The sequence below is a fragment of the Pseudomonas sp. LBUM1656 genome, from assembly GCF_059716065.1.
On sequence record NZ_CP166800.1, the window covers coordinates 1,006,343 to 1,019,212 of the forward strand.

Consider the following 12,870-nt stretch of genomic DNA (forward strand, 5'->3'; position numbering starts at 1 on the left):
CCATGGAGCACTGGAAACGCACGATCGAAAGGGCCAATCGCCATTTCATGCTGGGCGAATTGGTCGATGCCCGCGAGGCTTACTTGCAGGCCCTGGCTCTGGCCCAGGTGTTGTTCGAGCGCTGGGCGGATGCCGACGAAGCGGTGGCGGCCTGCGTGATTTCCCATCACAACCTGGCCGACTTGCATTTGCGTCTTAACCAGCCGGAGGAGAGCGCCGAATATTTGTGCGCGATCCATCAGCGGTTATTGCAAACCATGCAGGACCCGCGCCTGGCCCCGGCCCTGCGTGAAGCCGCGCTGCGCCAAAGCAGCAAAACCTATGTCGAGCTGCTGAATTTCATCAGCGAGCATGGCGAATACCCGCGCACGCACCGTTTGCTGCACACCGATACCGCATCGCGTGCGCCTCTACATCATGGAGTCCATTGAAATGGCTTTTACCTTGCCTGCCCTGCCTTACGCCTACGATGCCCTGGAACCGCATATCGATGCGCAGACCATGGAGATCCACTACACCAAGCACCACCAGACCTACATCAATAATCTCAACGCCGCGGTGGAAGGTACCGAATTTGCCGAATGGTCGGTGGAAAAACTGGTGGCCAGCGTCCAGCACCTGCCGGAAAAACTCCGCGCGGCGGTGATCAATCAGGGCGGCGGCCACGCCAACCACTCGCTGTTCTGGGAAGTGATGGCGCCTCACGGCGGCGGCAAACCCGAAGGTGCGTTGGCCAAGGCGATTGATGAGCAACTGGGTGGCCTGGAGAGTTTCAAGGAAGCGTTCACCAAAGCCGCGCTGACCCGCTTTGGCAGTGGCTGGGCCTGGCTGAGTGTCACGTCGCAAAAGACCCTGATCGTGGAAAGCAGCGGTAACCAGGACAGCCCGTTGATGAATGGCAACACGCCAATCCTCGGCCTGGATGTCTGGGAGCACGCCTACTACCTGCAATACCAGAACCGCCGTCCGGAATACATCAATGCGTTCTACAGCGTGATCAATTGGCCCGAAGTCGCTGCGCGTTATCAGGCTGCGCTGGTTTAAGTCCTCTATAAAAACAATCCAAGGCTGACTATGGGCACTGAAACACTGGCGATCGGAAGCGGACGAATGTTTCGTTACGCATTGGGGTCGCTATTGCTGCTGGCGGGCATGTCGTTGTTGGTTGCCCATGGACTGGCGTGGCTCGATCTCGAACCCAAACTGTTGCGCGCACTGCAGGGCGGGGCGATTTGCGCCTTGGGCACGGCGTTGGGTGCGGTGCCGGTGCTGGTGATTCGGCGGATGCCGCAGGCGGTCAGCGATACACTGCTGGGTTTTGGCGCCGGGGTGATGCTAGCGGCGACGGCGTTTTCGCTGATCGTTCCGGGTATCTCCGCCGCTGAAAGCCTGGGACTGACACCTTGGGCGGCCAGCGGCCTGATCAGCTTCGGCATCATGCTCGGCGCATTCGGGCTGTTTCTGGTGGACCGAAAAGTGTCGGGCGCCTCGCCGGAAATGCTTGTCGGAACCTTGGAACGGCCAGTCATCCCGCCACGGATCTGGTTGTTTGTGTTTGCCATCATTGCCCACAACATTCCTGAAGGCATGGCGGTCGGGGTTTCGGCCGGTGGCGGAATGCCGGATGCCGACAGCCTGGCCATGGGCATCGCGTTGCAGGATGTACCGGAAGGGCTGGTGATCGCGCTGGTGCTGGCAGGGGCGGGTATGTCGCGGGTCAAGGCGTTCCTGATCGGTGCGGCATCAGGGCTGGTCGAACCAGTCTTCGCGTTGTTGTGCGCGTGGTTGGTGAGCCTGGCCGAATTGCTGTTGCCGTTGGGATTGGCGCTGGCGGCGGGGGCGATGTTGCTGGTGGTCACCCATGAAGTCATCCCCGAGTCGCGACGCAATGGCCACGACAAGCTGGCGAGCCTTGGGTTGTTGATCGGGTTTTGTTTGATGATGGTGATGGATACGGCGTTGGCTTGAGACAAGATCAAAAGATCGCAGCCTCGTTTCACTCGACAGCTCCTACAGGCCTACGCGGATCCCTGTAGGAGCTGTCGAGTGAAACGAGGCTGCGATCTTTTGACTTTTATTCGCCTTCGCCAAAGTAGTCGTTGATCAAATCCACCAATGCCTGCAGCGCCTCATCAGCCTTTTCACCTTCGGTGCTCAGGTGAATCTTTGTGCCTTTGCCCGCCGCCAACATCATCATCGCCATGATGCTTTTGCCATCGACCGTGGATTCTGGCGTGCGTCCTACTCTGATCGTGCAGTCCTTGAACTCACCGGCAACACCGACGAATTTTGCCGAAGCGCGCGCATGCAGGCCCAGCTTGTTGATGATTTCGATTTCCAGAGCAGGCATCGCGATGTGAATCCTTTAGCTGAGGTCGCGGTGGCGAACCTGGACGTTCTTCAGGGATTGTTGCAGGACCTGGCCCAGACGTTCGGTCAGGTAGACGGAGCGGTGATGCCCGCCAGTGCAGCCAATGGCAACGGTGACATAGGCTCGGTTGCTGGCGGCAAAGCGCGGCAACCACTTGAGCAGGTACGTTGAGATGTCCTGGAACATCTCTTCGACATCCGGTTGCGCCGCCAGGTACTCGGCCACCGGTTGATCAAGCCCGGACTGCTCGCGCAATTCGGGCTTCCAGTAAGGGTTGGGCAGGCAGCGCACGTCGAACACCAGGTCGGCATCCACCGGCATGCCACGCTTGAACCCGAAAGATTCCACCAGGAACGCAGTACCGGCTTCAGGCTGGTTCAACAGGCGCAACTTGATGGTATCGCGCAGCTGATACAGGTTCAGGTTGGTGGTGTTGACCTTGAGATCGGCCAGGTCGGCGATAGGGCCCAGTAACTGGGTCTCGTCTTGAATCGCCTCGGCCAACGAACGGTGCGCAGTGCTCAGAGGGTGGCGTCGACGGGTTTCCGAAAAGCGTTTGAGCAACGTTTCTTCATCGGCGTCCAGATACAGCACATCGCATTTGATATGCCGACTGCGGACTTCTTCGAGTAATTCGGGAAACCGCGACAGGTGACTCGGCAGGTTGCGCGCGTCGATGGAGACGGCAACCAGCGGTTGTGCCAGTTCGGTATGAATCAGCGCGCGCTCGGCCAGCTCCGGCAGCAATCCGGCGGGCAGGTTGTCGATGCAGTAGTAGCCGTTGTCCTCGAGAACATCGAGTGCGGTACTTTTACCTGAGCCGGAACGGCCACTGACAATGATCAAGCGCATGATTAGTGACCGTTTTGCTCGTCCAGGACAACCTGATACAAGGCTTCATTGCTCGGGGCGCTGCGCAGTTTTTCGCGCACCTCCTTGCGATCGAGCATGCTAGCGATCTGGCGCAGTAGCTCCAGGTGCGCATCGGTGGCGGCTTGCGGGACCAGCAGAACGAATAACAGGTCAACCGGGGCGCCGTCGATGGCGTCGAAATCGATGGGTGCATCGAGGTGCATCAAGGCACTGATGGGTGAGGTGCAACCCTTGAGGCGACAGTGGGGGATGGCGATGCCGTTGCCAAAACCGGTAGAACCGAGTTTTTCACGGGCGACCAGGCTCTCGAAAACATCCTGCATGGCCAGATCCGGCACTTCGCGATGGATTAGGTTGGCAATTTGCTCGAGGGCTTTCTTTTTGCTGCCGCCCGGCACGTTCACGAGGGAACGGCCGGGGGTCAGGATGCTTTCAAGTCGGATCATGGGTTGGGAGTGTTAACGACCGGTCGCGCCCTGTAGGAGGCTCTGGGTCTTTTCCTTATGCTTTTTGAGTTGTTTATCGAGCTTGTCGGTCAATGCGTCGATCGCCGCGTACATATCAGTATGCTCCGCGTTGGCGACCACTTCATTGCCGGGAATATGCAGCGTGGCTTCGATTTTTTGCTTGAGCTTTTCGACCGTCATCGTGACCTGCACGTTGGTGATCTTGTCGAAATGCCTCTCTAATCGTTCGAGTTTTTCGCCGATGTAGGTGCGAAGAGGTTCGGTCACTTCCAGTTGGTGTCCACTGATGTTGACTTGCATACAGCTTCTCCTTCGTTGCCAGTGCATAAAGCGGCAGGCAGAAATGCCTGCCACTGGAACGCTGTGGCGTGGCTCTACATCAACCGCTTGCGTTCGCTCGAAGGCGCGATCCCGAGGGATTCGCGGTACTTGGCGACGGTGCGGCGAGCCACCTGAATGCCTTGTGCCTCCAGTAAACCAGCGATCTTGCTGTCACTCAACGGCTTTTTCTGATTTTCCGCGGCAACCAGTTTTTTGATGATCGCGCGAATCGCTGTGGACGAGCATTCACCGCCTTCGGAGGTGCTGACGTGGCTGGAGAAAAAGTATTTCAGTTCATATATGCCCCGAGGGGTATGCATGAATTTCTGCGTGGTCACCCGGGAAATCGTCGATTCGTGCATACCCACCGCTTCGGCGATGTCATGCAGCACCAGCGGTTTCATTGCTTCGTCGCCGTACTCCAGGAAGCCGCGCTGATGCTCGACGATCTGGGTGGCTACTTTCATCAGGGTTTCGTTGCGACTTTGCAGGCTTTTGATGAACCAGCGGGCTTCTTGCAACTGATTGCGCATGAAAGTGTTGTCGGCGCTGGTGTCGGCGCGGCGCACAAAGCCGGCGTACTGGGCGTTGACCCGCAGACGTGGCACGGATTCCTGGTTCAGCTCCACCAGCCAGCGCTCATTGTCCTTGCGCACGATCACGTCAGGAACAACGTACTCGGCTTCACTGGACTCGATCTGCGAACCCGGACGAGGGTTGAGGCTCTGCACCAGCTCGATCACCTGGCGCAGTTCATCTTCCTTGAGCTTCATGCGGCGCATCAGCTGGCTGTAGTCGCGGCCGCCTAGCAGGTCGATGTAATCAGTGACCAGACGCTTGGCTTCGGCCAGCCAAGGCGTCTTGGCGGGCAGTTGGCGCAGTTGCAGCAGCAGGCATTCGCCCAGGTTGCGGGCGCCAATGCCGGCAGGTTCGAATTGCTGGATGCGGTGCAGTACGGCTTCGATCTCGTCCAGCTCGATGTCCAGCTCCGGATCGAAGGCCTCGAGAATTTCTTCGAGGGTTTCGTCCAGGTAGCCCTGATTGTTGATGCAATCGATCAGGGTCACGGCGATCAGGCGATCGGTGTCGGACATCGGTGCAAGGTTCAGTTGCCACAGCAAATGGCTTTGCAGGCTTTCGCCGGCCGATGTGCGGGTGGTGAAGTCCCACTCGTCGTCATCGTTGCTCGGCAGGCTGCTGGCGCTGGTCTGGTAGACGTCTTCCCACGCGGTATCGACAGGCAGTTCGTTGGGAATGCGCTCGTTCCAGTCACCTTCCTCGAGGTTGTCCACCGTCGGGGCGGTTTCCTGGTAGGAGGGTTCCGAGACATCGGCGTTGGGGAGCTGTTCGGCTTTGTCGGCCAAGGGGTCGGCGTTATCGAAGTCGTCGCCTTCTTCCTGGCGTTCGAGCATCGGATTGGACTCCAGGGCCTCCTGGATTTCCTGTTGCAGGTCCAGGGTCGACAATTGGAGCAGGCGGATGGCCTGTTGCAGCTGCGGTGTCATCGTCAGCTGCTGGCCCATTCTCAAGACTAGCGATGGTTTCATGGCAGGGGCTTAACACCTTATTCGCCGGCGCACATGCGCCATCCACTACAGGGCGCCGGAGCGCCAAACATAAGCAAATTATATGCCCGAAACTGCAGCGTTTGCCTAGAGCGCTGTAACAATAAAAACTTTTAAAGTCTTATTGACGAGCTGCCCTTGCTGATAGCTGAACATCTTTGAGGCCAGCGTTTGCCTAGAGCGCTGTAACAATAAAAAAATGTTGATTTTTTATCGAGACAAACGCTCGGACAATCAGCCAGACACCTTGGTGCTTAAAGGCGGAACTCGTGGCCCAGATACACTTCCTTGACCAGTTCGTTGGCCAGGATGGTAGCGGAGTCACCTTCGGCGATCAGTTGGCCATCGTTGACGATGTAGGCGGTTTCGCAGATGTCCAGGGTTTCACGGACGTTGTGGTCCGTGATCAGCACGCCAATGCCTTTGGCCTTGAGGTGATAGATGATCTGTTTGATGTCGCCCACCGAAATCGGGTCCACACCGGCGAAAGGTTCGTCGAGCAGGATGAATTTCGGGTTGGTGGCCAGTGCACGTGCAATTTCCACGCGGCGGCGTTCACCACCGGACAGGCTCATGCCAAGGTTGTCGCGGATGTGACTGATGTGGAATTCCTGCAGCAGGCTTTCCAGCTCTTTGCGACGATCGGCCTTGTCGAGTTCCTTGCGGGTCTCGAGGATGGCCATGATGTTGTCGGCCACCGAGAGTTTGCGGAAGATCGACGCTTCTTGCGGAAGATAGCCGATACCGGCCTTTGCACGACCGTGCATAGGCTGGTGGCTGACGTCGAGGTCGTCGATCAATACGCGACCCTGATCGGCCTGCACCAGGCCAACGATCATGTAGAAACAGGTGGTCTTGCCGGCGCCGTTAGGACCCAGCAGGCCGACGATCTGACCGCTGTCGATGGACAGGCTGACGTCACGCACGACCTGGCGGCTCTTGTAGCTCTTGGCCAGATGCTGAGCTTTCAGAGTTGCCATTACTGGGCCTTTTTCTCGTCGGTTTTCGGCTTGGGCTGGATCACCATGTCAATGCGCGGACGCGACTCGGTAACCTTGCTGCCCGTAGCACGCCCGGCGCTCGCCAGCTTTTTCGCGGTGTCGTAGACGATTTTTTCGCCTTGGGTGACGTTGTTGTCCTTGTCGACAACTTTCGCCTTGTCGATCAGCACGACGCGGTTTTGCGAGGCGTGGTACTGGATGGTCACACCCCAACCCTGAACAGGCTTGGTGTCACCGGCCGTTTGCAGTTGCTCGAAGTAGGCGAGGTTGCCCACCGAAGTCACCACGTCGATGTCACCAGCCGCGGTGCGGGTGATGGTCACGGTGTTGCCGGTAACCTTCATCGAGCCCTGGGTAATGATCACGTCACCTTTATAGGTGGCAATGCCATTCTTGTCGTCCAGTTGGGCGTCGTCGGCCTGAATGCGGATAGGCTGCTCTTGATCGTTCGGCAGAGCCCAGGCGCTCACGCTTCCCAGTGCTGCGCCCAGACTGAGCAAAATAGGGAGAGTTTTAACGAGCCTCATACTGTCCTCTTACGTTCGATAGCAGGTGTATCCTGCTTTCTTTCAAGTACGCTTTCATTCCGTTGCCTGTCGATACACCGCCAGCGCCGTCGATTCTAACGGGTTGATCGGTCTGCGCATATTGCTGCTGCGGGAACACCGTCATTCGGGTGGTGGTAATCAGGGTTTTGCGGTTTTTTTCGTCGAAACGCGTGATGCGCACCGAGTCGATCAGCTCGACCTGAGTGCCGTCCGGGTTGACTTCGCCGTGCTCGCTCTGGACGTGCCAGGGAAACTCGGTGCCACGAAACATGTTCAGGTCGGGGTTGGTCAGCAACGTCACCTCGCTCACTTTCAGGTGCTCGACCTTGTCGGACGTCATTTCGTACTGCAATTTGCCGTCCGGCAGGTACTGCACGCTGTGGGCGTTGAGTGCGTAATAGTCGATCGCGGTTTCATCGACCTTGACCACGGGTTTGTCGAGGAAGCGTTCCGGGCTGATGTTCCAGTAGCCGACCGCGGCAAACAGCGCCGCGATGCAACCGAACATCAGGATGTTGCGAATCTTTTTGCTCAGCATAGTGGGCTCACAGGTACGCGGCGTTGGCCGCATCGAGGCGGCCCTGGGCGCGCAGGATCAATTCACAGAATTCGCGAGCGGCACCCTCGCCACCACGGGCCAGGGTGATGCCGTGGGCGTGTTCACGCACGAAGCTGGCGGCGTTTGCTACCGCCATGCCCAGGCCCACGCGGCGAATCACCGGCAGGTCCGGCAAGTCGTCGCCCAGATAGGCGACCTGCTCATAGCTCAGGTTGAGTTGAGCCAGAAGTTCGTCGAGCACCACCAGTTTGTCTTCGCGCCCCTGATAAACGTGAGGAATGCCGAGATTCTTCGCTCGACGTTCGACCACCGGGGTCTTGCGGCCGCTGATGATAGCGGTCTGCACGCCGGCTGCCATCAACATCTTGATGCCTTGGCCGTCGAGGGTACTGAACGTCTTGAATTCACTGCCGTCTTCGAGGAAGTACAGGCGCCCGTCGGTCAGCACGCCATCGACGTCGAACACCGCGAGTTTGATCTGTTTGCCGCGTTGCAGCAGGTCCGTGCTCATTACATTACTCCCGCACGCAACAAGTCGTGCATGTTCAAGGCGCCGACCGGACGGTCTTCGCTGTCGACCACGACCAGTGCGTTGATCTTGTGGTCTTCCATGATTTTCAGGGCTTCGGCGGCGAGCATCTCGGCGCGAGCGGTCTTGCCGTGCGCAGTCATGACCTGATCGATCGTGGCGCTGTGGATGTCGATGCTGCGGTCCAGCGTTCGGCGCAAGTCACCGTCAGTGAAGATTCCGGCCAGTTTGCCGTCGGCTTCCAGGATCACGGTCATGCCTAGGCCCTTGCGGGTCATTTCCATCAGCGCGTCCTTGAGCAACGTGCCGCGCTGGACCTGTGGCAGTTCCTGGCCGGCGTGCATGACGTTTTCGACCTTCAGCAGCAGGCGTCGGCCCAGCGCGCCGCCCGGATGGGAAAAGGCGAAGTCTTCAGCAGTAAAGCCGCGGGCTTCCAGTAGCGCAACGGCCAGGGCATCGCCCATGACCAGTGCGGCGGTGGTCGACGAAGTCGGCGCCAGGTTCAGCGGACAGGCTTCATGCTCGACGTGAACGTTGAGGTTGACCTCGGCAGCCTTGGCCAGCGCGGAGTCCGGGTTGCCGGTCACGCTGATCAACTTGATGCCCAGGCGTTTGATCAGGGGCAGCAGGGTGACGATTTCATTGGTGGAGCCGGAGTTCGACAGGGCCAGGATGATGTCGTCGCGCGTGATCATGCCCATGTCGCCATGGCTGGCTTCGGCCGGGTGCACGAAAAACGCCGTCGTGCCGGTGCTGGCCAGGGTGGCGGCGATCTTGTTGCCGATGTGCCCCGATTTGCCCATGCCGACCACGACCACGCGTCCTTTGCTCTCCAGAATCATCTCGCAAGCGCGTACGAAATCTGCGTCGATATGGGTCAGCAAGCCTTGTACGGCTTCCAGTTCGAGGCGGATGGTGCGTTGTGCAGATTGAATCAGGTCGCTGGATTGGCTCATGTCAGAAATCGTATAGCCTGATGAAAAGGCGGCGATTATAGCGGTAATGATCAAAACCCTCACGCAAGTTCGTCATGCTTTGTCATTCCCTGTTACCGAATCCCCTCCGGACGAGGCTTTTTGCCTGTCATGTTGCTGAACATGGGCCGGCTTGGGCCTTGGGCGCTTGGCCTTTGCAGTGATATAGTTCGCCGCCAGTTCGGCCTGCCCGGGGAGGTATGTGCTTTCGTCAGGAAGCCAGGCGTCCGAGTGTGAGGCTGCATCGCAAGGAGTTTAGATGAGTGCCGATAACGCCTACGCGGTCGAGCTGAAGGGACTGTCCTTCAAGCGCGGTGCGCGCAGCATTTTCAATAACGTCGATATCCGTATCCCGCGCGGCAAGGTCACCGGCATCATGGGGCCTTCCGGGTGTGGCAAGACCACGCTGTTGCGTCTGATGGGCGCACAGTTGCGTCCTACCAAGGGCGAAGTCTGGGTCAACGGCCAGAACCTGCCAAAGCTGTCGCGCAGCGATCTGTTCGATGCGCGCAAGCACATGGGCGTGCTGTTCCAGAGCGGCGCGCTGTTTACCGACCTCGATGTGTTCGAGAACGTCGCCTTTCCGCTGCGCGTTCATACCGAGCTGCCGGAAGAAATGATCCGTGACATCGTCCTGCTCAAATTGCAGGCCGTGGGGTTGCGTGGCGCCATCGACCTGATGCCCGACGAGCTGTCCGGTGGCATGAAGCGTCGTGTCGCGCTGGCGCGGGCGATTGCCCTCGATCCACAGATTCTCATGTACGACGAACCCTTTGTCGGCCAGGACCCTATCGCCATGGGGGTGTTGGTGCGCCTGATCCGCTTGCTCAACGATGCGCTGGGCATCACCAGTATCGTGGTCTCCCACGATCTGGCCGAGACCGCCAGCATTGCCGATTACATCTATGTGGTGGGTGAGGGGCAAGTCCTGGGGCAGGGTACTCCCGAGGAGCTGATGAACTCGCAGGAACCGCGGATTCGTCAATTCATGACCGGCGAGCCCGACGGTCCGGTTGCATACCACTTTCCAGCGACGGATTACCGCGCAGATCTCCTGGGGAAGCGTTGATGCGCAAGATTTCACTATTAGAACGCGTGCGTCGATTCGGCCACGGCGGCATCGATGTATTGGCGGTGTTCGGGCGTTCGGCGATTTTTCTGTTTCATGCCTTGCTCGGCCGTGGCGGTATCGGCGGCGGTTTTGGCCTGCTGATCAAGCAATTGCATTCGGTGGGCGTAATGTCCCTGGTGATCATTGTGGTTTCCGGGGTGTTCATCGGCATGGTGCTGGCGCTGCAAGGCTTCAACATTCTGTCCAGCTACGGTTCGGAGCAGGCGGTCGGGCAGATGGTTGCGCTGACGCTGTTGCGTGAACTCGGCCCGGTGGTAACGGCCTTGCTGTTCGCCGGGCGCGCAGGTTCGGCGTTGACCGCCGAAATCGGCAACATGAAATCCACTGAACAGTTGTCCAGTCTGGAAATGATTGGTGTCGACCCGCTCAAGTACATCATTGCCCCGCGCCTGTGGGCCGGCTTCATTTCCCTGCCGGTGCTGGCGATGATTTTCAGCGTGGTGGGTATCTGGGGTGGTTCGTGGGTGGCTGTCGACTGGCTGGGTGTCTATGAAGGTTCCTATTGGTCCAACATGCAGAACAGCGTGACGTTCACCGATGATGTGCTCAACGGCATCATCAAGAGCATCGTCTTCGCCTTTGTCGTGACCTGGATCGCCGTATTCCAAGGCTATGACTGCGAGCCCACTTCCGAGGGGATCAGTCGTGCCACTACCAAGACCGTGGTGTATGCCTCTTTGGCTGTGCTCGGCCTGGACTTTATTTTGACCGCCTTGATGTTTGGAGATTTCTGATGCAAAACCGCACCCTGGAAATCGGTGTCGGCCTTTTCTTGCTGGCTGGCATCCTGGCTTTGCTGTTGCTAGCGTTGCGGGTCAGTGGCCTGTCCCCGAGCGCCACCACCGATACTTATAAACTTTATGCCTATTTCGACAATATCGCCGGTTTGACGGTCAGAGCTAAAGTGACCATGGCCGGTGTGACCATCGGCAAGGTCACGGCGATCGATCTGGACCGCGACAGCTTCACCGGTCGGGTGACCATGCAACTGGAAAAGCGCGTAGACAACCTGCCGGCTGACTCCACTGCATCTATTCTGACGGCTGGCCTGTTGGGCGAGAAGTACATCGGTATCAGTGTGGGCGGGGAAGAAGCCCTGCTCAAGGATGGTGGAACCATCCACGACACGCAGTCGTCGCTGGTGCTCGAGGACCTGATCGGTAAATTCCTGCTCAATACCGTTAGCAAAGACGCCAAATGAGGAGCTTTTGAATGATCTCTACCTTGCGACGTAGCCTGTTGATATTACTCGCGGCCTTGCCGTTGATGGCTCACGCCGTGGCAGCGCCCTCAGCGCACGATATCGTGAAAGACACTACCGATCGGCTGCTTGCCGATCTGTCGGCCAACAAAGAGAAGTACAAGCAGGATCCGCAAGACTTTTACACGGCGCTGAACACCATCGTCGGGCCGGTCGTGGATGCCGAGGGCATTTCCAAAAGCATCATGACGGTCAAATACTCGCGCAAAGCCACGCCGGCGCAGATGAAGACCTTCGAAGAGAACTTCAAGAAGGGTCTGTTCCAGTTCTATGGCAACGCCTTGCTCGAGTACAACAACCAGGGCATCACCGTCGATCCTGCCAAGGATGAGTCCGGCGACCGTACCAGCGTTGCCATGACGGTCAAGGGCACCAACGGCTCGATCTATCCTGTGTCGTACACACTCGAGAAGATCAATGGCGAGTGGAAACTGCGCAACGTGATCATCAACGGTATCAATATCGGCAAGCTGTTCCGAGATCAATTCGCGGATGCGATGCAGCGCAATGGCAATGACCTGGACAAGACCATCAACGGTTGGGCCGGGGAAGTTGCCAAAGCCAAGGAAAAATCCGCGGACGCCACCGAGAAATCTGCCCAATGAGCGTGTCGGCCATTCGCATGAGCGAAACCGGCGAGCTGCGCCTTAGCGGCATGCTGGATTACCGTACCGGTCCCGGTTTGCGCAAGCAGGGGCAGGCGTTGATCAAATCCAGCACGGCTACTGAAGTGGTGGTCGATTGTTCGGCAGTGTTGAAGTCCAGTAGCGTAGGCTTGTCCTTGCTGCTGTGTTTCATGCGTGATGCTGAGGCGGCCGGCAAGGCGCTGAGCATCCGCGGGATGCCAGAAGACATGCGCGAAATCGCTCAGGTCAGCGAATTGACCGAGCTGTTGGCGCATCCCTAACCAGCATCTATAAAGAAGCCCCCCGTCAGAGTCCTGCTTCGCGGGGTTCGCAGGCGCGGGGCTTTTTTGTATGATGTCCGACCCGCGCGCACAGGGCGCCGATTGAGGTTGAGCATGCAGGCCGTAGAAGTGAAGAGCTTCCTTGAAGGAAAGCTGCCCGGAACGTTGGTAGAAGTCGAGGGCGAAGGCTGCAATTTCCAGCTGAACGTGATTAGCGATGAACTGGCGGCGTTGAGCCCGGTGAAGCGTCAGCAGCAGATCTATGCCCATTTGAACCCATGGATCACCGATGGCAGCATCCATGCGGTCACTATGAAATTTTTCAGCAGCGCGGCCTGGGCCGAGCGCACCTGAGCCCAAGG

19 protein-coding genes are annotated in these 12,870 nt (G+C 58.3%); 9 read left to right on the forward strand and 10 right to left on the reverse strand.

Annotation, left to right across the window (positions count from 1 at the left end; genetic code table 11):
* Nucleotides 1-2: 2 nt before the first annotated feature.
* Genes ACA072_RS04315 through ACA072_RS04325 form a run of 3 tightly spaced genes read left to right on the forward strand, consistent with a single transcriptional unit; the run spans nt 3 to nt 1,968 of the window.
* On the forward strand, nt 3-431 hold the full coding sequence (locus ACA072_RS04315) for a DUF2753 family protein (RefSeq protein ID WP_497623348.1): 429 nt from the start codon (nt 3-5) through the stop codon (nt 429-431).
* Between the two features lies 1 nt (nt 432).
* The gene (locus ACA072_RS04320; protein WP_497623349.1) at nt 433-1,044 is read left to right on the forward strand and encodes a superoxide dismutase; all 612 of its coding nucleotides are present in this window, start codon (nt 433-435) and stop codon (nt 1,042-1,044) included.
* A gap of 30 nt (nt 1,045-1,074) precedes the next feature.
* The gene (locus ACA072_RS04325) at nt 1,075-1,968 is read left to right on the forward strand and encodes a ZIP family metal transporter (RefSeq protein WP_219095721.1); all 894 of its coding nucleotides are present in this window, start codon (nt 1,075-1,077) and stop codon (nt 1,966-1,968) included.
* Nucleotides 1,969-2,074: 106 nt separating this feature from the next.
* On the opposite strand, the gene ACA072_RS04330 is transcribed toward ACA072_RS04325, so the two are convergent.
* From ACA072_RS04330 to ACA072_RS04375, 10 genes are all read right to left on the reverse strand, one after another.
* Nucleotides 2,075-2,350, reverse strand: a complete 276-nt coding sequence (locus ACA072_RS04330) for an HPr family phosphocarrier protein (RefSeq protein ID WP_462004003.1) — start codon at nt 2,348-2,350, stop codon at nt 2,075-2,077.
* Nucleotides 2,351-2,365: 15 nt separating this feature from the next.
* On the reverse strand, nt 2,366-3,223 hold the full coding sequence (gene rapZ / locus ACA072_RS04335; protein WP_497623350.1) for an RNase adapter RapZ: 858 nt from the start codon (nt 3,221-3,223) through the stop codon (nt 2,366-2,368).
* Nucleotides 3,224-3,225: 2 nt separating this feature from the next.
* Nucleotides 3,226-3,690 carry a PTS IIA-like nitrogen regulatory protein PtsN gene (ptsN, locus tag ACA072_RS04340; protein ID WP_497450162.1) on the reverse strand — a complete coding sequence of 155 codons (465 nt, stop codon included), beginning with the start codon at nt 3,688-3,690 and terminating at the stop codon, nt 3,226-3,228.
* A 12-nt stretch (nt 3,691-3,702) separates the two neighbouring features.
* Nucleotides 3,703-4,011 carry a ribosome hibernation-promoting factor, HPF/YfiA family gene (gene hpf / locus ACA072_RS04345; protein ID WP_007941242.1) on the reverse strand — a complete coding sequence of 103 codons (309 nt, stop codon included), beginning with the start codon at nt 4,009-4,011 and terminating at the stop codon, nt 3,703-3,705.
* Between the two features lie 74 nt (nt 4,012-4,085).
* On the reverse strand, nt 4,086-5,579 hold the full coding sequence (locus tag ACA072_RS04350; RefSeq protein ID WP_497623351.1) for an RNA polymerase factor sigma-54: 1,494 nt from the start codon (nt 5,577-5,579) through the stop codon (nt 4,086-4,088).
* Nucleotides 5,580-5,851: 272 nt separating this feature from the next.
* Nucleotides 5,852-6,577, reverse strand: a complete 726-nt coding sequence (lptB, locus tag ACA072_RS04355; protein ID WP_109627985.1) for an LPS export ABC transporter ATP-binding protein — start codon at nt 6,575-6,577, stop codon at nt 5,852-5,854.
* Nucleotides 6,577-7,125 carry a lipopolysaccharide transport periplasmic protein LptA gene (gene lptA, locus ACA072_RS04360; RefSeq protein WP_461979519.1) on the reverse strand — a complete coding sequence of 183 codons (549 nt, stop codon included), beginning with the start codon at nt 7,123-7,125 and terminating at the stop codon, nt 6,577-6,579. Before lptA ends, lptB begins: the two co-directional genes overlap by 1 nt.
* The gene (gene lptC, locus ACA072_RS04365) at nt 7,112-7,684 is read right to left on the reverse strand and encodes an LPS export ABC transporter periplasmic protein LptC (RefSeq protein ID WP_497623352.1); all 573 of its coding nucleotides are present in this window, start codon (nt 7,682-7,684) and stop codon (nt 7,112-7,114) included. The genes lptA and lptC overlap by 14 nt, the downstream gene beginning before the upstream one ends.
* 7 nt (nt 7,685-7,691) lie before the next feature.
* The gene (locus tag ACA072_RS04370) at nt 7,692-8,216 is read right to left on the reverse strand and encodes a KdsC family phosphatase (protein WP_497623353.1); all 525 of its coding nucleotides are present in this window, start codon (nt 8,214-8,216) and stop codon (nt 7,692-7,694) included.
* A complete protein-coding gene (locus ACA072_RS04375) occupies nt 8,216-9,190 on the reverse strand; it encodes a KpsF/GutQ family sugar-phosphate isomerase (RefSeq protein ID WP_497623354.1) in 975 nt (324 codons plus the stop codon). Before ACA072_RS04375 ends, ACA072_RS04370 begins: the two co-directional genes overlap by 1 nt.
* 277 nt (nt 9,191-9,467) lie before the next feature.
* Here ACA072_RS04375 and ACA072_RS04380 point away from each other — a divergent pair, with 277 nt between their 5' ends.
* From ACA072_RS04380 to ACA072_RS04405, 6 genes are all read left to right on the forward strand, one after another.
* Nucleotides 9,468-10,277 (forward strand): ATP-binding cassette domain-containing protein, encoded by an 810-nt coding sequence (locus ACA072_RS04380; RefSeq protein WP_109627990.1) that lies wholly within the window; start codon nt 9,468-9,470, stop codon nt 10,275-10,277.
* On the forward strand, nt 10,277-11,074 hold the full coding sequence (gene mlaE / locus ACA072_RS04385) for a lipid asymmetry maintenance ABC transporter permease subunit MlaE (RefSeq protein WP_219095728.1): 798 nt from the start codon (nt 10,277-10,279) through the stop codon (nt 11,072-11,074). The genes ACA072_RS04380 and mlaE overlap by 1 nt, the downstream gene beginning before the upstream one ends.
* Nucleotides 11,074-11,541: an outer membrane lipid asymmetry maintenance protein MlaD gene (gene mlaD / locus ACA072_RS04390; protein WP_109627992.1), complete on the forward strand. Its 468-nt coding sequence runs from the start codon at nt 11,074-11,076 to the stop codon at nt 11,539-11,541. Before mlaE ends, mlaD begins: the two co-directional genes overlap by 1 nt.
* A gap of 11 nt (nt 11,542-11,552) precedes the next feature.
* Nucleotides 11,553-12,206, forward strand: a complete 654-nt coding sequence (locus ACA072_RS04395) for an MlaC/ttg2D family ABC transporter substrate-binding protein (protein ID WP_497623355.1) — start codon at nt 11,553-11,555, stop codon at nt 12,204-12,206.
* Nucleotides 12,203-12,508, forward strand: a complete 306-nt coding sequence (locus ACA072_RS04400; protein ID WP_497623356.1) for an STAS domain-containing protein — start codon at nt 12,203-12,205, stop codon at nt 12,506-12,508. Before ACA072_RS04395 ends, ACA072_RS04400 begins: the two co-directional genes overlap by 4 nt.
* 114 nt (nt 12,509-12,622) lie before the next feature.
* Nucleotides 12,623-12,862: a BolA family protein gene (locus ACA072_RS04405; protein ID WP_007912386.1), complete on the forward strand. Its 240-nt coding sequence runs from the start codon at nt 12,623-12,625 to the stop codon at nt 12,860-12,862.
* Nucleotides 12,863-12,870 lie beyond the last annotated feature (8 nt).